Genomic DNA, 17578 nt, shown 5'->3' with positions numbered 1-17578 from the left:
GCCCGGCCCGGAACGCACCTCTGCGGAGGCGTCGGATCCGCTCCCGCCTCGTCCGCGCCCCGTTCCGGCCGGCGTGGGCCATGCTCAGTTCACCGCCGGAACGAACACCACGAGCAGCAGGTACGCCGTCGGCACCGCGAACAGAACGGAGTCGAGCCGGTCCATCAGGCCGCCGTGGCCGGGCAGCAGGTTGCTCATGTCCTTCACGCCGAGATCCCGTTTGATCATCGACTCGGCGAGGTCACCGAGGACCGCGGCACCCGAGACCGCCACCCCGAACACGGCGCCCCACCAGGGCGCCACGTCGAACAGCGCCCAGAGCAGCACGGCACTGCCCAACGCCGCCGCGCCGACCGAGCCGCCGAAGCCCTCCCAGGACTTCTTCGGGCTGATCGTCGGCGCCATCGGATGCTTGCCGAAGTTGGCGCCGGCCGCGTACCCGCCGGTGTCGGAGAGCACCACCGCGACCAGCGTCACCAGCACCCGCAGCGCACCGTCACCGGGGGATGACGCGAGCAGGGCGGCGAAACCGCCGAGGAACGGCACGTACACCGCGATCAGCGTCGCCGCGGTCATGTCCCGCCGGAGGTTGGCCGTACCGTCACCGAGCCGCCAGACCAAGGTGCCCGCCACGGTGACCAGGAGGCCGAGCAGGAGCGCGTCCAGCCCGGCGAACCAGGCCAGGGTGACGGTGAGCACCCCACCGGCGACCAGCGGCACCAGCGGCACCTCGGCGCCGCCACGGCGCACCGCGCGGGACATCTCCCAGGTGCCGACGCCGAACGCGGCGGCGAGCACCAGCAGGAACGCCGGCGTGTAGAGGAACAGGGGCAGCAGGACCGCCGCGCCCAGACACACCCCGACCGAGATGGCCGCCGGCAGGTTCCGCCCGGCCCGGCTCGTGCCCTGCTGGGTAGCCGGCCGGCCGGCACCGGCCCGACGCCGGCCCCGGTGGCGCCGGCTCGGCCCGTCCGGCCCGTCGGGCTGTGGCGTCTCGGGTTCCGCGTCTCCGGGCGGCACCGCCGCGAGCTGGGTGGTGGGTGCGTCGTCGTGGTCCCGACCGGCACCGACCCGCACCGGCGCGATCTGCGCGGTGGGCGCGTCGCCGTGGTCCAGGTCGCGGGCTCCGTTGTGCCCGTGCGGTGGATGGTCCCAGCCGGCCGGTCCGCGCCCGTTCCGGCCTTCCTGGGCGGGTCGGTCGCCGACGTACCGGCCGCGTCGATCGGGTTCAGCGTCGTACGGCTCGCCGAACCCGGCGCCGACCGGACCCCGGTCGTCGGGACGGTGGGCGTAGGGGTGCTCGGACTGCGGACCGGGGCGGGTGCGCGGATTGGCGTACAGCCCGGCACCGGGCTGCGGGCCACGGCCCCACTGACCGGGTTCTACGTCCGGGTCCGGCCAGGGCAGCGAGGTGGGTCGGTCGGGGCGATCCCAGTCACGGGCCTCGGCGCCGCCGTAGGGGTCGAGGTGGGACATCACGCACCAGGGGTGAGCGGTACGAGATCCACCACTTGACGCACAGCCACTACCATCCCCTACCCGCGCGAGGCGCTCCGTCTGATATGCCGGCCTGTCGGCTGGCCGATCCCCACCGTTCACCGTCGGGTCACCGGGAATCGTGCCGAGCCTACTGCACCCGTCCGCCCGACAGGACGTACCGGTGTCCGCTCCCACTGCCTTGATCATGAAGTTGTCACCACGCCACGCCGGTGGCGAGGGCAACAACTTCATGATCAAGCAGGTGGTGACCTCGGCTTCAGACTTCCAGGAGTTCGGACTCCTTGTGCTTGACCAACTCGTCGACGTGCGACACGTAGCGCTGGGTCAGGTCGTCCAGCTCCTTCTCCGCGCGACGGCCCTCGTCCTCGCCGACCTCGCCGTCCTTGACGAGCCGGTCCAGCTCCTCCTTGCCCTTGCGGCGGATGTTGCGGATGGCGACCTTCGCCTCCTCACCCTTGTGCCGGGCCACCTTGATCATGTCGCGGCGGCGTTCCTCGGTCATCTGCGGGAGCAGGATGCGTAGCTGGTTGCCCTCGTTGTTCGGGTTGACCCCGAGGTCCGAGTCGCGGATCGCCTTCTCCATCGCGTTGATCTGCGAGTTGTCGTACGGCTTGATGATGGCCATCCGCGGCTCGGGAACGGCCACCGACGCCATCTGCGTCAGCGGGGTCGGGCTGCCGTAGTAGTCGATGATGACCTTGGAGAACATGGCGGGAGTCGCGCGACCGGTGCGGATGGCGCCGAACTCTTCCTTGGCGTGCTCGACCGCACGCTCCATCTTCTCCTCGGCCTCGAGGAGGGTGTCGTCGATCACCGGTCTCCTCGCCTCCTTCTTGTGCTCGTCGTGGGCTTGTCGGGTCACCGGGACCGCCGAGATCGCCGTCGGCGGTCGGCTCAGGTGGTGATCAGCGTGCCGATCTTGTCGCCACCCACGGCCCGGACGATGGTGTCGTCGCCCTGCGCGCCGAAGACCAGCATCGGCAGGCCGTTCTCCATGCAGAGGCTGAAGGCGGCCGCGTCGGCGACCCGGAGGTTGCGACGCAGCACCTCGGAGAAGGTGATCGAGTCGAACTTGCTGGCGGTCGGATCGATCCGGGGGTCGGCAGTGTAGACGCCGTCCACGCCGTTCTTGCTCATCAGCACGACGTCCGCGTGGATCTCCAGCGCGCGCTGGGCGGCCACCGTGTCGGTGGAAAAGTACGGCATGCCCGCGCCGGCGCCGAAGATGACCACGCGGCCCTTCTCCAGGTGACGGATCGCCCGCAGCGGAATGTACGGCTCGGCCACCTGGGCCATCGTGATGGCGCTCTGCACCCGGGTCTCGATACCCTCCTTCTCCAGGAAGTCCTGGAGGGCCAGGCAGTTCATCACCGTGCCGAGCATGCCCATGTAGTCCGCCCGGGCACGGTCCATGCCCCGCTTCTGCAACTCCGCGCCACGGAAGAAGTTGCCGCCGCCGACCACCACGGAGACCTGCACACCCCGGCGTACCACGGTGGCGATCTGCCGGGCGATGGCCTGCACGACGTCCGGGTCGACGCCGATGGCGCCCCCACCGAACACCTCGCCGGACAGCTTCAACACCACCCGCCGGGCCCGGCCGGGCGGTGGTGCCGTCGGATCGTCCGCCGCCAACGTCCGGTCACTCACAACCTGCGTCATCCGCCCGTCCTTCCCCCACTGGCGCGCTCAGGTGCGCGTACCTGCCGCTGCCGACCTTATGGGACGAGGAGGCCGCGGTGTGTGTCGCGTACACCGGCGGCCTCCTCGTCTCGTCGTTGTTCCCAGCCCACGGGCGCGATGCGCCCCGAGCCGGCTCAGGCCTGGCCGACCTCGAACCGCACGAAGCCGGTGACCTCGATGCCCGCCTCGGCCAGCACCTGCTTCACCGTCTTCTTGTTGTCGGTCACCGAGGACTGCTCCAGCAGGACGAAGTCCTTGAAGAAGGAGTTGACCCGGCCCTCGACGATCTTCGGCAGCGCAGCCTCGGGCTTGTTCTCCTCACGGGCGGTCTGCTCGGCGATGCGCCGCTCGGACTCGACGACCTCAGCCGGCACCTCGTCACGGGTGAGGTACTGCGGCCGCATCGCGGCGACCTGCATCGCTGCACCACGCGCGTCGGCGTCGCCCGCCTCGTCGGTCTTGCCGGCGTACTGCACCAGCACGCCGACCGCCGGCGGCAGGTCCTGCGCCTTACGGTGCAGGTAGACCGCGACGGTGCCGTCGAGCTTGGCGAACCGGTTGAGCACCAGCTTCTCGCCGATCTTGGCGGACTGCTCCTGGACCAGGTCGGCGACGGGACGACCGTCGATCTCGGTGGCGAGCAGCTCCTCGGCGTTGCTGACGCCGGAGCGCTCGCCGTGCTCGACAAGCTGCTGGGCCAGCGCGATGAAGGCATCGTTCTTGGCGACGAAGTCGGTCTCACAGTTGAGCTCGAGCAGCGCCTTGCCGGAGTGCGCGACCAGACCGTTCGCGGCGGTCCGGCCGGCCCGCTTGCCGACGTCCTTGGCGCCCTTGACGCGCAGGATCTCGACGGCCTTGTCGAAGTCGCCCTCGGCCTCGGTCAGCGCCTTCTTGCTGTCCATCATGCCGGCGCCGGTCAGGTCGCGGAGCTTCTTGACGTCCGCGGCGGTGATCTGGGACATGGCTCTCTCTTCGGTGTTGAGACTGCGTGGAATGGTCTGAGGTGACGATTACCCGGTTCCGAGAGGTTCGTGCCCGGTCTACCCGCCGCCGGTCACCGTCAGCGGAACGGACGGTGACCGGACGGCGGCACGATCACTGACCGGAGACGGCTGCCGGCTGCTCGGTCGCGGGCTGCTCGGCGGCCGGCTGCTCCGCTGCGGGCTGCTCGGCTGCGGGCTGCTCGGCGGTCGGCTGCTGCTCGGCGGCCTTCTTCGGCTCCTCGAGCAGCTCGCGCTCCCACTCGGCCAGCGGCTCGTCGGCGGCTACGCCCGCTTCCGGCTTCTCGTCGCCGCCCCGGCGGCGGCCGGAGCGGGCGATCAGGCCATCGGCCACGGCGGCGGCGACGACCTTGGTCAGCAGCTCGGCCGAGCGGATCGCGTCGTCGTTACCCGGGATCGGGAAGTCGACCTCGTCCGGGTCGCAGTTGGTGTCGAGCACGGCGATCACCGGGATGCCCAGCTTGCGGGCCTCGTCGACGGCGATGTGCTCCTTCTTGGTGTCGACCACCCAGACCGCGGCCGGGAGCTTCTGCATGTCCCGCAGGCCGCCCAGGGTGCGGGACAGCTTGATCTTCTCGCGGGAGAGCTGCAGGGTCTCCTTCTTGGTGTAGCCGGCGGCGGTGCCGCTGAGGTCACCGAGGGCCTCCAGCTCCTTCATCCGCTGCAGCCGCTTGTACACCGTCTGGAAGTTGGTCAGCATGCCGCCGAGCCAGCGGTGGTTGACGTACGGCTGACCGACGCGGGTCGCCTGCTCGGCGATCGCCTCCTGCGCCTGCTTCTTCGTGCCGACGAACAGGATGCTGCCGCCCTCGGCCACCGTGTTGCGCACGAAGTCGTACGCCTTCTCGATGTAGTCGAGGGTCTGACGCAGGTCGATGATGTAGATGCCGTTACGCTCGGTGAAGATGAAGCGCTTCATCTTCGGGTTCCAGCGCCGGGTCTGGTGCCCGAAGTGAACACCACTCTCCAGCAGCTGACGCATGGTCACGACGGCCATGATTCGTACTCCTTGCGGTCCCTGGTTGTCTCGCCCGACCGGCGGCCGGGCGTCCTGGTGCCCAGTCGTCGACCATGGTGGGCCCGACCGGGGTCGGGACCAGGGAGGCCGCCGCCACACGACGACTCGTGAGGAGGGCACGCGAGGTCGACCGCACGAGGCGGTCGCCGGTTGACCAGTGTACGCGCCCTCGCGACCGTTCCACGCCCGGGTGCGGCGACGCTCCGCTCACGCCGTCGGCGCGCCACGCTCAACCGGCGGCAGGCCCAGACGCAGCCGGCCGCACAGCCGCGCTCAACCGGCGGCACGGTTCCGCTCAACCGCTGGCGGGGCCACGCGCAGCCGGCGGCGCGGTCTCGTTCAACCGGCAGCGACCGCGGCTACCAGGAAGAGCGCCAAGCCGATCGTCAGGTACGCGGTCGGCGGTCGCAGCCACCCTCGCGCGCCGTCGCTCAGCGAGAACCCGGTCGTCCGCAGCCCGTAGAGGCCGGCCGCGAAGATCGGCAGCCCGCAGACCAGGAACGTGCCCGCCAGCACGTCCCCGGCGGCAACCGGGTCCGCGGTCGCGCCGTGCAGCAGCACCCGCACCGCAGGCAACTCGAAGATCACGACCAGCACGGCGAAAAGCACCGCGAGCACCGGTCGCCGCGTCCGGTAGACGCCGTCACCGGCCGGCACCCCTGGCTGGACGCCGCCCGCCTGGTGACCGCCCCCCTGATGACCGGGCGTCGAGTGACCGGGCGTCGGGTGGCCCGTCATCGGATGACCGGCCGTCGGATGACCGGCCGTCGGGTGACCGGACACGGCGTCGGCGGAGCCGGGCGGTACCTCGCCCACCGGCGGTTCCGTCCGGGGTACCACCGACGGCACCGGCCCCGTCGGCTGTTCCAGCGGGTTGGTCGCCTCGGGCCCACGCTTGGCCTCGACGATCGGGTACCCGGCCAGCGCGCGGGTCGGATCCGTCGACACCGGCGCTCCGCCGCCGGTCGGGCCCACCTCGCGGGCGGCACGTCGGCCCGAGCGATCGACCGGCAGCTCGCCGGAGACATCCGGTTCCGTCGGTTCCGCCCGGCGGGAACGTGACGCCCGGTAGCGCTCAGTCTCCGCCGCGACGTCCCCGAGCGGGTCCGTCAGGGCGGCGCGTCGGGGCGAGCCGTACCGGTCGTCGTCGTCACCACGCTGCTCAGGCACCGCGCGCGGCTCGTCGCCGGGGTAGTGCCCCTCTCCCACCGGATGCCACTGCGGGTCGGCGTAGCCACGGTCATGATCGCCCGGATACCAGCGCGACTCCTGGTCGTCGGCGAAGCTGCGTCGTCCGTCCACGCCCGGCACCGTATGCGACCAGCGGTTCGTGCGCCATTCGACCCCACGCCTGACCAGCCCCAGGAAGGGCGCTATAGCACATCTAGGACATGATCGTCCGTTCGTCCACAACACCCTCGGCTGTCCACAGGACAGCACGGCGGGGTCGCCGCGAGACCCCGCACGGGCGCAGGGTGCCGGTCATGACCAAGCGGAACCAGGCGATCGGCGGGTACGGGGAACGCTGCGCCGTACGGCACCTGATCGAAGCGGGACTACGCCCGGTCGCCCGCAACTGGCGCTGCCGCACCGGAGAGATCGACATCATCGCCTGGGACGGGCCGGTGCTCGCCTTCTGTGAGGTGAAGACACGGCGCACCGCGACCTTCGGCAGCCCTGCCGAGGCGGTGGTGCCCCGTAAGGCCCGCCGCCTCCGGGGGCTTGCCGCCGCCTGGCTCGCCGCCACCGGCACCACCGCCGACGAGGTCCGTTTCGACGTCATCTCGGTGCTGCTGCCCCGCATCGGCCGGGCACGCGTCGAGCACCTCAAGGACGCCTTCCGATGAGTGAGCGCAGCGAACGAATCATTCGGCCCAGTGTGGTGGCACCTCATCGTGACGCCGAGCGACGCGAGGTGGCGCGATGAGTGAGCGCAGCGAACGAATCATTCGGCCCAGTGTGGTGGCACCTCATCGTGACGCCGAGCGACGCGAGGTGGCGCGATGAGTTACGCCCGGGTGCTCTGCGTCGGTCTGGTCGGGGTGACCGGGCAGTTGGTGGAGGTGGAGGTGGATCTCGCTGCCGGCCTGCCCGGGGTGGTGATCTCCGGGTTACCCGACACCGCCCTGCACGAGGCGCGCGACCGGGTCCGGGCCGCGGTGGTCAACTCCGGCCAGCGGTGGCCGAACCGCCGGATCACCCTCAACCTGCTGCCGGCCACCCTGCCCAAGTTCGGTTCGGCGTTCGACCTTGCGATCGCGGTGGCGCTGCTCGGTGGCTCCGGCGAGCTTCCGCTGTTGCCGCTGGACGGCGTGGCGGTCCTTGGGGAGTTGGGCCTGGACGGCACCGTGCGACCGGTCCGGGGCGTACTGCCGATGGTCGCCGCGGCGGCGAAGGCCGGCGTCCAACGGGTGATCGTCCCGGCCGACAACACCGCCGAGGCGGCGGTCGTGCCCGGGCTGCTGGTACGCGGCGTGGACACCCTGCACCGGCTGGTCGCCTTCGTCCGCGACGGCACGCCGCTGATCGAGCCGCCGGTTGACGCCCCGCCGCCGGCCGCACCCGGCCCCGACCTGGCCGAGGTCGCCGGGCAGGGTCTGGGCCGCCGCGCTCTGGAGATCGCTGCCGCCGGTAGCCACCATCTGGCCCTGATCGGGCCCCCGGGAGCGGGCAAGACGATGCTCGCCGAACGCCTGCCGTCGATCCTGCCGGAACTGGACGACGAGGCCGCGCTGGAGGTCACCGCGCTGCATTCGATCGCCGGCCTGTTGCCGGCGGGTGGCCGGTTGATCCGCCGCCCACCGTTCCAGGCACCTCATCACACCGCGACCGTTCCCTCGATCGTCGGTGGTGGGTCCGGGCTCGCCCGCCCCGGTGCGATCTCGCTCGCCCACCGCGGGGTCCTGCTCATGGACGAGGCGCCCGAGTTCAGCAAGGCGGCGCTGGAGGCGCTGCGTCAGCCGTTGGAGCATGGCCGGGTGCTGCTGACCCGCAGCCGGGGCAGCGCCGAGTATCCGGCCCGCGCCCAACTGGTCATCGCAGCCAACCCCTGCCCGTGTGCGAACCCGGCCGGCGACGACCGCTGTGAGTGTCCCCCACTGGCCCGCCGTCGTTACCTCGGCCGGCTCTCCGGTCCGCTGCTCGACCGGATCGATCTCCAGGTGCGGCTATCACCGATGCGTGCCGCCGAGCTTATGGAGACCACCAGTCACGAGTCCTCAGCGGTGGTCGCCCGGCGGGTGGCGGCGGCACGGGCGGCGGCGGCCGAGCGCTGGGCACCGCTGGGTCGGCGGCTCAACGCCGAGATACCTGGTCCGGAGCTGCGTCGGGCGCCGTGGCGGCTGCCCGGCCGGGTCACCGTCGAGCTGCGGTCTCGGCTCGACTCCGGGTCGCTCTCCGCCCGCGGCTTCGACCGGGTCGTCCGACTTGCCTGGACGATCGCCGACCTCGACGGGCGGGCACGGCCGGAAGCCGGGGACGTCAACGAGGCCATCACGCTCAGGACGGGAGAGGGCACATGAGCACCCACGAGGAGCTGACCCTGGCGCGGGTGGCGTTGACCTGGCTGGCCGAGCCGGGTACCCGGTCGGTGCACGGACTGGTCGACGAGTTCGGCCCGGTGGGCGCGCTGGAACTGCTGCTGGACGGCGGAGCACCACAGCAGGCACTGCGCGAGTCCGTGGCGGCGCGCAGCCGGGCCGGTGATGCCAGGGTGGTCGCCGCCGAGGCGCTGCACCGCGCCGACCGGCTCGGTGTCCGGGTCGTCATTCCCGGCGACGACGAATGGCCCGGGACGGTGGAGCACCTGCGCAAGCTCCGCCTGTTCGACGCCCGCCGCCGGGTGGACGTCGAGACCGCGCCGCCGCTCTGCTTCTGGGTACGCGGCTCGTGGCCGCTGGCCGAGGCGCTGGACCGGTCCGTGGCGGTGGTGGGGTCGCGGGCCGCCACGGCGTACGGCACCCACATCGCCACGGATCTGGGCTACGGCCTGGCCGACCGGGACTGGACCGTCGTCTCCGGCGGCGCGTTCGGCATCGACGCCGCCGCGCACCGTGGGGCACTGAACGCCGGCGGGCTCACTGTCGCGGTGCTCGCCTGCGGTGTGGACCGTGCGTACCCGATGGGCAACGCCGCGCTGTTCGACCGGATCGCCGACACCGGTCTGCTGGTCAGCGAGTGGCCGCCGGGCGCGGAGCCGCTGCGTCCCCGCTTCCTCATCCGCAACCGGGTGATCGCGGCGGGCACCCGGGGCACCGTGCTGGTCGAGGCGGCAGCCCGCAGCGGCGCCACGCAGACCACCCGGCGGGCCATCGCCCTGGATCGACCGGCGATGGTGGTGCCGGGCCCGGTCACCTCGGCGATGTCGGTCGGTGCCCACGAGGTGCTGCGGGAACATCCGGAGGCGCGGTTGGTGACCGGCCTCGCCCAGGTGTTGGAGGAGGTGGGTCGGATCGGCGAGTTGGCCCCGGTGCCGCGTGGGCCCGAACGGCCCACCGATCTGCTCGACGACGACGCCCGGTCGATCGTGGAGGCAATGCCGCGACGCGGCCGCATCGGTGTCGACGCCCTCGCGGCGCGGGCGGGCCTTGCCGTCCGCACGGTGCTACGCAAACTGCCGCTGTTGCAGGAGTTGGCCCTGGTGGTGCGGCGGGAGGACGGCTATGCCCTGGTCACACCGAGCCGGCGGAGCGCAGCGGTCCGCCCCGGGGATGCCAGCGAGCAGTCCGATCGGCGGTGACCTGAGGCCACCAGGGCCTGCTCGGCACACGGCCGCATCACCTGCCTGATCAGCGGTCGGCGTCGAACGTGTCGCCCGTTAGCCGTCGGGGCGTCTCGATCGTAGGGTGGATTCCGTGGGCAGGATGGGCGGGCAGGAGCCGACCACCGACGGCACCCGGGCCATGCACGACGCGCTGCCGGCACCGTTGCGAGACGCGGTGGACGAGTTCGCGGGTCATCTCGCTGCGGTCCGAAACCGTTCGGCACATACCGTGCGGGCGTACGTCGCCGATCTGGTGTCGCTGTTGGATCATGCTGGACGGATGGGCTGCACCGAAGTGGCCGAGCTGAGCCTCGACACGGTACGCAGCTGGCTGTCCCGACAACGCACGACCGGCGCCGCCCGCACCTCGCTGGCCCGCAGGGCCGCCGCGGCTCGGACCTTCAGCGCCTGGGCTCACCGGCAAGGGCTGCTGCCCACCGACGTCGCCGCCACGCTGGCCAGCCCCCGACCGCGCCGGACGCTACCCACGGTGCTTCGCCCCGAGCAGGCGGCCCTGCTCGTCGAGCAACCTGCCCGCCGCCCGGCCACGCCCGTACTCGGCGGGCCGACACCCAGCGGGCCGACACCCAGCGGGCCGGCACCCAGCCGATCGACGCCCAGCCGATCGACACCCAACGGGCCGACACCCAGCGGGCCGACACCCAGCGGATCGGCAGCCGGTGGGCTCGCTGCCGGTGCCGATCCGGCGACCGCCGAGGAGTCGCCTGTGGCCGATGCGTCCGAGAACACCGGCGAGGCGGTACGGCTGCGCGACCGAATACTGCTCGAACTGCTCTACGGCACCGGAGTTCGGGTCAGCGAGGTGTGCGGAATCGACATGGGCGACGTCGACCAGGATCGGCGGGTCGTCCGGGTACGTGGCAAGGGTGGGCGGGAGCGGACGGTGCCGTACGGGCTGCCGGCGCAACGCGCCCTCGACGACTGGCTGCGACACGGACGGCCGGTGCTGGCGGTCCCCGATTCCCGCGACGCGCTGCTGCTCGGCGCCCGCGGTGGCCGGCTGCACCCGACCACGGCCCGCCGAATCGTCGGCGGCTACGCCGAGGCGGCGGGGTTACCCCGGACCAGTCCCCATGCGCTGCGCCACTCGGCCGCCACCCACCTGCTCGAAGGCGGGGCGGACCTACGGGCGGTTCAGGAACTGCTGGGGCATTCCTCGCTGGCCAGCACCCAGATCTACACACATGTCTCGGTGGAACGACTCCGGGCCGCCTACCGTCAGGCCCACCCTCGCGCCTGACGACCGCACGGCCACGCCGGGGAAGCCCAGGCGGCACCGGGCGGGGCAGGGTCGGGTCGGGTCGGGTCGGGTCGTTAAGACTGGCGAGCCCTATGTCTGAGTGACACCAAAATGTCACTCAGACATTAGAGCTTCCATGCATCTACCTTCCGTGCGGTCACGCACGAATCTCCCGGCGGCGGCACGCAACCCTGACCGCAACGGGCCGCGGCACGCATCCCCGACCGCAACGGGCGGCGGCACGCCGTCCCTGAGCGGTGATGGGCGGCAAGCTGGGGCGGACGCGCCGCGCTTGACGGCTATGATCATCGGGTGAGCGTCCCGCCACCGCCCGAGCCGATCACGGGCGCCCGTCTGCTCTTCTCCCTCGACCCAGCGGTCAGTCACCTCAACCACGGTTCGTTCGGGGCGGTCCCGATTGTGGCGCAGCGGGCGCAGCAACGGCTGCGCGACGAGATGGAGGCCGACCCGCTGCGGTTCTTCACGCGGGGCCTGGTCGACCGGATCGCGCACACTCGTCGGCATCTGGCCAGTTTCCTCGGGTCCGATCCCGACGGCACCGCCCTGACCACGAACGCCACCACCGGTGCCGCCGTGGTGTTCCAGTCCCTGGGGCTGCGCTCCGGTGACGAGGTGCTCACCACCGACCATGGCTACGGTGCCGTCGAATACTCCATCCGCCGGGAGTGCCGCCGCACCGGGGCGACGCATCGGGTCCTGCGGGTGCCGTTGACCGCCACCGACGAGGAGGTGGTGCAGATCGTGCGGAACGGGCTGCGTCCGGGCCGTACCCGCCTGCTGGTGGTCGACCAGCTCACCTCGGCCACGGCACGGCTGTTCCCGGTCGCCGCGATCGTCGGGGTGGCCGGGGAGCACGGCGTGCCGGTGCTTGTCGACGCCGCGCATGCTCCGGGCATGCTGCCGGCGTCGGTACGCAGCATCGGAGCCGACTTCTGGGTGGGCAACCTGCACAAGTGGGGGTACGCCCCACGCGGCACCGCCGTGCTCGTGGTGGCAGCCCCGTGGCGGGACCGGATCGAGCCGCTGGTGGTCTCCTGGGAACAGGACTCGGGGTTCCCGGCTCGCCTGGAGTGGCAGGCCACCGCCGACTACACGGGCTGGTTGAGCGCACCGGCGGGGCTCTACACGCTGCGCAGCCTCGGCGTCGACCGGGTACGCGCGCACAACGCCGGACTGGCCGCGTACGGGCAACGGGTGGTGGGGGACGCGCTCGGCGTGCCACCGGCCGACCTGCCCGACCCCGGCGGACCGACGGTCGCCATGCGACTCATTCCGTTGCCGGCGGGCCTCGCCACGACCCTGGACGGTGCCCGGGCGTTGCAGACCCGGATCGCCGAGCGGCTCGCCGCCCAGGTCGCGGTCACGACCTGGGACGGCCGCGGCTGGCTGCGGCTGTGCGGCCAGGTCTACAACGCGCCCGAGGAGTACCAGCGCCTGGCGGTCGGGCTGCCCGGTCTGCTCGCCCAGCGTTGAGCGGACGCACCCGCGGCGACGGTGAGGTCACCGACGGGCAGCAGTCGGGCCCGCCCGAGACCGAGCAGGGCCAGCGGGTCGAGATAGTCGTCGCCCTGGCGCAGTCCCCAGTGCAGGCACGCGGCGGCGGGACAGCCCGCGTGGCCGGGCAGCAGCGTGCCCAGTGACGCCCCGGCCGGCACCACCGTGCCTGCCGTGACGGCGGGCTGGACCGGTTCGTAGGTGGTCCGTAAGCCGTCGGCGTGGCCGACAGTGACCACCGGTCGGTCGGCGACCATGCCGGCGAACAGGATCGTGCCGGGGCCGGCCGCCCGGATCGTGGCGGCGGCCGGGGCCAGCAGGTCGACTCCCCGGTGACCGGCCAGCCACGGTCGGGGCGGCGGGTCGAACCTGCGAACCGGCTGCGGCACGCCGTCGACCGGCCACCGGAACCGCTCGCCACCGACGACCTGCGGCACCCCCTCGACCGGCCACCGCAACGGCCCGCCACCACCGGTGCCCGGAGTGCCCCTCGCCTGCAGTGGTGGAGCCACCGGGCGCGACCAGCCGCTCGGCGCGGACGGCGCGGGCGACCAACCACGTGCCCCGGCCGCACCGCCCATCGGTCCGGTGGCGGCCAGTAGCAGGAGCGTCGTGAGCCCGCCGAGTATCGACATCCGTGGCGACATGCCGTCGAGCCTGACCGGGCCCATCGGAGTCCACCACCCCGAGCGGCCGATCTGTGGACGACCGGGCGTCCTGTGGACGGTCCACGCACGAACTTGTCGATCTGCTATGGGCGAGCGTCGCCTAGGCTCGGGGCGTGACCCGCGACTGGTACGCCTGGCACCACCACTACGAGGATCCGGATTCATCGCTGTCGCGGCGGCTGACCGAGGTGCGTCGGCGCATCGGCGCCGTCCTGGACGAGGCATCGCCGGGGCCGCTGCGGGCGGTCAGTCTCTGCGCCGGGCAGGGCCGGGATCTGATTCCCGTGCTGGCAACCCATCCGCGTGGCGGTGAGGTGACCGCTCTGCTGGTCGAGCAGGAGCCCCGCAACGTGGAGCTGGCTCGCGCCGCCGTCCGCGAGGCGGGGTTGTCCGCAGTCGAGGTGGTGGGTGGCGACGCGGCCCGCACCGATGCCTACGCCGGGATGGTTCCGGCCGACCTGGTGCTGGCCTGCGGCATCTTCGGCAACATCTCCGACACCGACGTACGGGCGGTGGTGGGACACTGCGCCTGGCTCTGCGCCACCGGCGGGACCGTCATCTGGACCCGGGGCCGATGGGAGCCGGACCTGGTGCCGACGATCTGCGACTGGTTCGTCGCGGAGGGGTTCGAGCAGGTCGCGGTCAGCACTCCGGCGGAGGGGGTCGGAGTGGGCGCGCACCGGTTGCTCGGTCCGCCCCGACAGCGGCCAGCCGACGCGACGATGTTCGAGTTCGTCGGGCGCCCGCAGACCGCCGGGCACTGACGAACCAAACCGGTGCACTGTGGACGCGGGACGGCGCGGGGGGGACGCCGTCGCCGTGCCAGCCGGTACCGGGCGGTCAGCCGCCGAAGCCCGAGTCGGCGGGTAGGGAGATGTCCGGCTTCTCCAACTCCTCGACGTTCACGTCCTTGAACGTCATCACTCGGACATTTTTCACGAACCGGGCAGGGCGGTACATGTCCCAGACCCAGGCGTCGTGCATCTCGACCTCGAAGTAGACCTCGCCGTCGGAGTTGCGGACGTGCAGGTCGACCTGGTTGGCGAGGTAGAACCGGCGCTCGGTCTCCACCACGTAGGAGAACTGACGGACGATGTCGCGGTACTCCCGGTAGAGCTGGAGCTCCATCTCGGTCTCGTACTTCTCGAGATCTTCCGCGCTCATCGCACTCCGCCTTCCATGACCACATCTTCCCCCACCGGCGCCGGAGGCCGAGGCTGCTCGCCCAACGCCACGCCGACGGTACCCCCTGCCGCGCCCGAGCGCTCCATCGCCTCTTCCCGACTTGCGCCCAACGGTCGGCGGGAGCGGGGTGGCCGGTCGTCGAGCCCGGAGGCGGCGGCCACGTTCACGTACGAAAAACGGTGCTCCCGGCACGGCCCGCGCTCGCGCAGCGCGACGGTGTGCTCGGCGGTGATGTACCCCTTGTGCTCGGCGAACCCGTAGCCGGGATGCTCGGCGTCCAGGCCAACCATGATCCTGTCCCGGGTGACCTTCGCCAGCACGCTCGCCGCCGCCACGCAGGCGGCGACCCGGTCACCCTTCCACACCGCGAGCCCGGGAACGCCCAGGCCGTCGACGCCGAACCCGTCGGTCAGCACGTACTCCGGCCGGACCGCCAGCAAGGCCAGCGCCCGCCGCATCGCGGCCAGGTTGCACACGTGCAGCCCCCGGGCGTCGACCTCGTCGGCCGGAATGACGACCACCGCGTACGCCAGCGCGCGCTCGACGACCTCGTCGTGGATCCGTTCCCGGCTGGCCGGAGTCAGCAGCTTGGAGTCGGCCAGCCCGTCGATCTCACCCCGCCGGCCCTCCGGCAGCACCACGGCGGCGGCGACCAGCGGCCCCGCGCAGGCACCACGGCCAGCCTCGTCGGCACCCGCGACGTACCGGAAGCCGCGCCGTTGCAGGGCCCGCTCCAACGCGTAGAGCCCGGCCTCGCGGCGTACCACGGTGCGTGGTGGAGTCAGCATGCCCGTCCCTCGATGACAGCCGTCGTACCGGCCAACGCGCGGGCCAGCACCTCTGCAAGGTCAAGTGGGTAGCAGCGCTCCCCGGTGCCGCTCAACTCGCCCGCCGACCACCACCGGTGACCGTCGACGCTGCCCCGCTCCACCTCGCTGAACCCGGCCGTGTCGACCTCGTGCGCCGCCACGCGTACCAGGAAGAACTGCTGCTCCTGCCGATACCACACGCCGTCGAAGGAGAACTCGACGACGTCGGCGTGCACCGGCTGACCGACATCGGCCACGGTCAGCCGCAGCCCGGTCTCCTCAGCCAGTTCACGGACCGCGCCCTCGGCGTACGTCTCCCCCGGATCAAGTCCTCCGCCGGGGGTGAACCACCACCGCCCGCGTTCCGGGCGGGCCGGGTCGAAGCCGCGGAACAGCAGCAACCGACCGGCCGCGTCGACCAGCAGGACGCGAGCGGCACACCTCGGGGTGTAGACGGTCACCGCACCAGACTGCCAGACTCCTGCGACGTCGCCCACGCCCGGCACAACCGGCGGCTGCCCGTCATCGGCGGGCGGCGGGCCGGCCCTGGTCAGGACGTCGGAATCGCGTCGAACTCCTCCGGCACGGTCAGCAGGGTCGCCCGGTCGAACGGCCAGAAGATGGTGAAGGCCCGTCCCACCACGTCGTCCTCGGGGATGGTGGCCGACTGAATGTTCTGACCGGACTGCTGGTAGTGCTCCAGCGAGTCGCCGGAGGCGGATCGGTGGTCGCCCATGACCCAGAGCCGCCCCTCGGGCACCTGCACGTCGAACTCCTGGTCCGCCGGCTTGTCCCGCTGACCATCGACGGAGAAGATGTACGGCTCGTCCAGCGGTGTTCCGTTGATCAGCAGGCGATCCTGGTCGTCGCAGCAGACCACCCGGTCTCCGCCGACGCCGATCACCCGCTTGATGAAGTCCTCCCCCGCCGGATTGCCGCTCCACTCCAGCGGGGCCTTGAAGACGATGACCTCGCCGCGATGGGGCGAACGGGTGTGGTAGACGAGCTTGTTGACCAGTACCCGATCGTCGATCTTGAGAGTGTTCTCCATGGACGGCGAGGGAATGAAGAAGGTCTGCAGTACGAAGGCACGTACCAGTACCGCGACCAGGATCGCCACCCCGAGGAGGATGGGCAGTTCCTTCCAGAAGGAGTGGCGCGGCTTGTCGGTCTGCTCGTCAATCACGGGAGGAGCCTACGTTGCCCGACCGAGCGCCACCGTCCGGAACGCGCGAGAACGGATAGTGTGGCCGCAATCGGGAGAAGCAGGACGACACCCCCGGCGGGGTCGGGGCGTACCGGGGCCGCGCCACCGGCTGCGGGTGGCGGGGCGACGGTTGCGAAGGTCTCGGGGATCGGCAGCGAGTGCCACCGGCTGGACGGCCAGACCACCGCGAACGCCCGTCCGACCACGTTGTCGATCGGCACCGTCCCCTGGCAGCGCGCGTCCTGCGAGACCTGCCGGTGGTCGCCGAGGACGAACATCTGACCGGGCGGGACGACGATCTCCTCGAACCGCCGGGAGCGGCACTCGTCGGGGTTCGGCGGAAGATCCAGTGGCGAGTCCCGCAGCACGTACGCCGACTCGTCCAACGGGGTGCCGTTGACCAGCACCCGTCCCTGGTCGTCACAGCAGCTCACCCGGTCCCCGGGCAGCGCGATGACCCGCTTGATGAAGTCCTTCTCACCCGGACGACCGACGCCGACCAGATCACCGACGGTGCGGCCGAGCTTGTCGGCGAAGCTGGTGGGCGGTTGCACGTCAACCTGCGGAACCCACTTGTCGGTGCCCCGGAAGACCACCACCTCGCCCCGCTGCGGGTTCCGGACGTTGTAGACGACCTTGTTGACCACCACCCGGTCGCCGACGAGCAGGGTGTCCTCCATCGACCCGGAGGGGATGAAGAACGCCTGGAGCAGGAAGGTGCGGATCAGTACCGCCAGGCAGAAGGCGACGATGAGCAGCAGCGGCAGCTCCTGCCAGAGCGGCATCTGCCGCTTACCGCGCCGGGTGCGCCGGCGCCACGGATCGACCGCACCGCTGTCGTCAAGCGCCTGCACCACGCCCACTCCCCGGTCCGCAGAAACGACTACCGCCCGGGAACCTCGTCGAGGCTCCCCGGGCGGTAGTGGAGGTCGCCCGCCACACGAGGCGGGTCACCGCCGCGCTGCGCCC

Annotated in this window: 17 protein-coding genes and 1 pseudogene; 6 read left to right on the top strand and 12 right to left on the bottom strand. The window is 71.7% G+C overall.

What is annotated here, in order from left to right:
• Positions 1–84: 84 nt before the first annotated feature.
• The 6 genes from AB0J93_RS01585 to AB0J93_RS01560 all read right to left on the bottom strand — a co-directional run bounded on the left by AB0J93_RS01585 (position 85) and on the right by AB0J93_RS01560 (position 6504).
• On the bottom strand, positions 85–1476 hold the full coding sequence (locus tag AB0J93_RS01585; protein WP_363917029.1) for a phosphatidate cytidylyltransferase: 1392 nt from the start codon (positions 1474–1476) through the stop codon (positions 85–87).
• Between the two features lie 280 nt (positions 1477–1756).
• Entirely contained in the window at positions 1757–2314 is a 558-nt protein-coding gene (gene frr / locus AB0J93_RS01580; protein WP_093402027.1) for a ribosome recycling factor, read from the bottom strand.
• A gap of 80 nt (positions 2315–2394) precedes the next feature.
• The gene (pyrH, locus tag AB0J93_RS01575) at positions 2395–3162 is read right to left on the bottom strand and encodes a UMP kinase (RefSeq protein ID WP_093401681.1); all 768 of its coding nucleotides are present in this window, start codon (positions 3160–3162) and stop codon (positions 2395–2397) included.
• A gap of 155 nt (positions 3163–3317) precedes the next feature.
• Complete coding sequence (gene tsf, locus AB0J93_RS01570; protein WP_363917026.1) at positions 3318–4145, bottom strand: translation elongation factor Ts; 828 nt, start codon at positions 4143–4145, stop codon at positions 3318–3320.
• Between the two features lie 133 nt (positions 4146–4278).
• Positions 4279–5181, bottom strand: a complete 903-nt coding sequence (gene rpsB, locus AB0J93_RS01565; protein ID WP_363917024.1) for a 30S ribosomal protein S2 — start codon at positions 5179–5181, stop codon at positions 4279–4281.
• A 360-nt stretch (positions 5182–5541) separates the two neighbouring features.
• The gene (locus AB0J93_RS01560; protein WP_363917022.1) at positions 5542–6504 is read right to left on the bottom strand and encodes a hypothetical protein; all 963 of its coding nucleotides are present in this window, start codon (positions 6502–6504) and stop codon (positions 5542–5544) included.
• 182 nt (positions 6505–6686) lie between these two features.
• Between AB0J93_RS01560 and AB0J93_RS01555 the strand changes: the two genes are divergently transcribed.
• The 5 genes from AB0J93_RS01555 to AB0J93_RS01535 all read left to right on the top strand — a co-directional run bounded on the left by AB0J93_RS01555 (position 6687) and on the right by AB0J93_RS01535 (position 12719).
• Positions 6687–7049, top strand: coding sequence for a YraN family protein (locus AB0J93_RS01555; RefSeq protein WP_363917020.1), 363 nt, complete (start codon positions 6687–6689; stop codon positions 7047–7049).
• Positions 7050–7205: 156 nt separating this feature from the next.
• The gene (locus AB0J93_RS01550; protein ID WP_363917018.1) at positions 7206–8723 is read left to right on the top strand and encodes a YifB family Mg chelatase-like AAA ATPase; all 1518 of its coding nucleotides are present in this window, start codon (positions 7206–7208) and stop codon (positions 8721–8723) included.
• Complete coding sequence (locus tag AB0J93_RS01545) at positions 8720–9940, top strand: DNA-processing protein DprA (protein ID WP_363917016.1); 1221 nt, start codon at positions 8720–8722, stop codon at positions 9938–9940. The genes AB0J93_RS01550 and AB0J93_RS01545 overlap by 4 nt, the downstream gene beginning before the upstream one ends.
• 124 nt (positions 9941–10064) lie before the next feature.
• A complete protein-coding gene (locus AB0J93_RS01540; RefSeq protein WP_363917674.1) occupies positions 10065–11225 on the top strand; it encodes a tyrosine-type recombinase/integrase in 1161 nt (386 codons plus the stop codon).
• Positions 11226–11537: 312 nt separating this feature from the next.
• Positions 11538–12719: an aminotransferase class V-fold PLP-dependent enzyme gene (locus tag AB0J93_RS01535; protein WP_363917014.1), complete on the top strand. Its 1182-nt coding sequence runs from the start codon at positions 11538–11540 to the stop codon at positions 12717–12719.
• Here AB0J93_RS01535 and AB0J93_RS01530 read toward each other — a convergent pair.
• Positions 12653–13387, bottom strand: a complete 735-nt coding sequence (locus AB0J93_RS01530; protein ID WP_363917012.1) for a peptidoglycan DD-metalloendopeptidase family protein — start codon at positions 13385–13387, stop codon at positions 12653–12655. The two genes, AB0J93_RS01535 and AB0J93_RS01530, sit on opposite strands and share 67 nt — an antisense overlap.
• A 134-nt stretch (positions 13388–13521) precedes the next feature.
• On the opposite strand from AB0J93_RS01530, the gene AB0J93_RS01525 reads away from it, so the two are divergent.
• Positions 13522–14172 carry a class I SAM-dependent methyltransferase family protein gene (locus AB0J93_RS01525; RefSeq protein ID WP_363917010.1) on the top strand — a complete coding sequence of 217 codons (651 nt, stop codon included), beginning with the start codon at positions 13522–13524 and terminating at the stop codon, positions 14170–14172.
• Positions 14173–14248: 76 nt separating this feature from the next.
• Here AB0J93_RS01525 and AB0J93_RS01520 read toward each other — a convergent pair whose 3' ends face one another.
• The 5 genes and pseudogenes from AB0J93_RS01520 to lepB (AB0J93_RS01500) form a co-directional block, all read right to left on the bottom strand.
• Complete coding sequence (locus tag AB0J93_RS01520; RefSeq protein ID WP_007075222.1) at positions 14249–14572, bottom strand: DUF2469 domain-containing protein; 324 nt, start codon at positions 14570–14572, stop codon at positions 14249–14251.
• Positions 14569–15381 (bottom strand): ribonuclease HII, encoded by an 813-nt coding sequence (locus AB0J93_RS01515; protein WP_363917008.1) that lies wholly within the window; start codon positions 15379–15381, stop codon positions 14569–14571. Before AB0J93_RS01515 ends, AB0J93_RS01520 begins: the two co-directional genes overlap by 4 nt.
• A complete protein-coding gene (locus tag AB0J93_RS01510; protein WP_363917006.1) occupies positions 15375–15863 on the bottom strand; it encodes an NUDIX domain-containing protein in 489 nt (162 codons plus the stop codon). Before AB0J93_RS01510 ends, AB0J93_RS01515 begins: the two co-directional genes overlap by 7 nt.
• 89 nt (positions 15864–15952) lie before the next feature.
• Positions 15953–16588 (bottom strand): signal peptidase I, encoded by a 636-nt coding sequence (lepB, locus tag AB0J93_RS01505; RefSeq protein WP_363917004.1) that lies wholly within the window; start codon positions 16586–16588, stop codon positions 15953–15955.
• A 9-nt stretch (positions 16589–16597) separates the two neighbouring features.
• Positions 16598–17466: pseudogene (lepB, locus tag AB0J93_RS01500) on the bottom strand (signal peptidase I).
• Positions 17467–17578 lie beyond the last annotated feature (112 nt).

The sequence above is a fragment of the Micromonospora sp. NPDC049374 genome, from assembly GCF_040677165.1.
In the GTDB taxonomy this organism is placed as follows: domain Bacteria; phylum Actinomycetota; class Actinomycetes; order Mycobacteriales; family Micromonosporaceae; genus Micromonospora.
The sequence above is the reverse complement of the archived record's forward strand: the minus strand, read 5'-3'. Positions and strand labels throughout refer to the sequence as shown.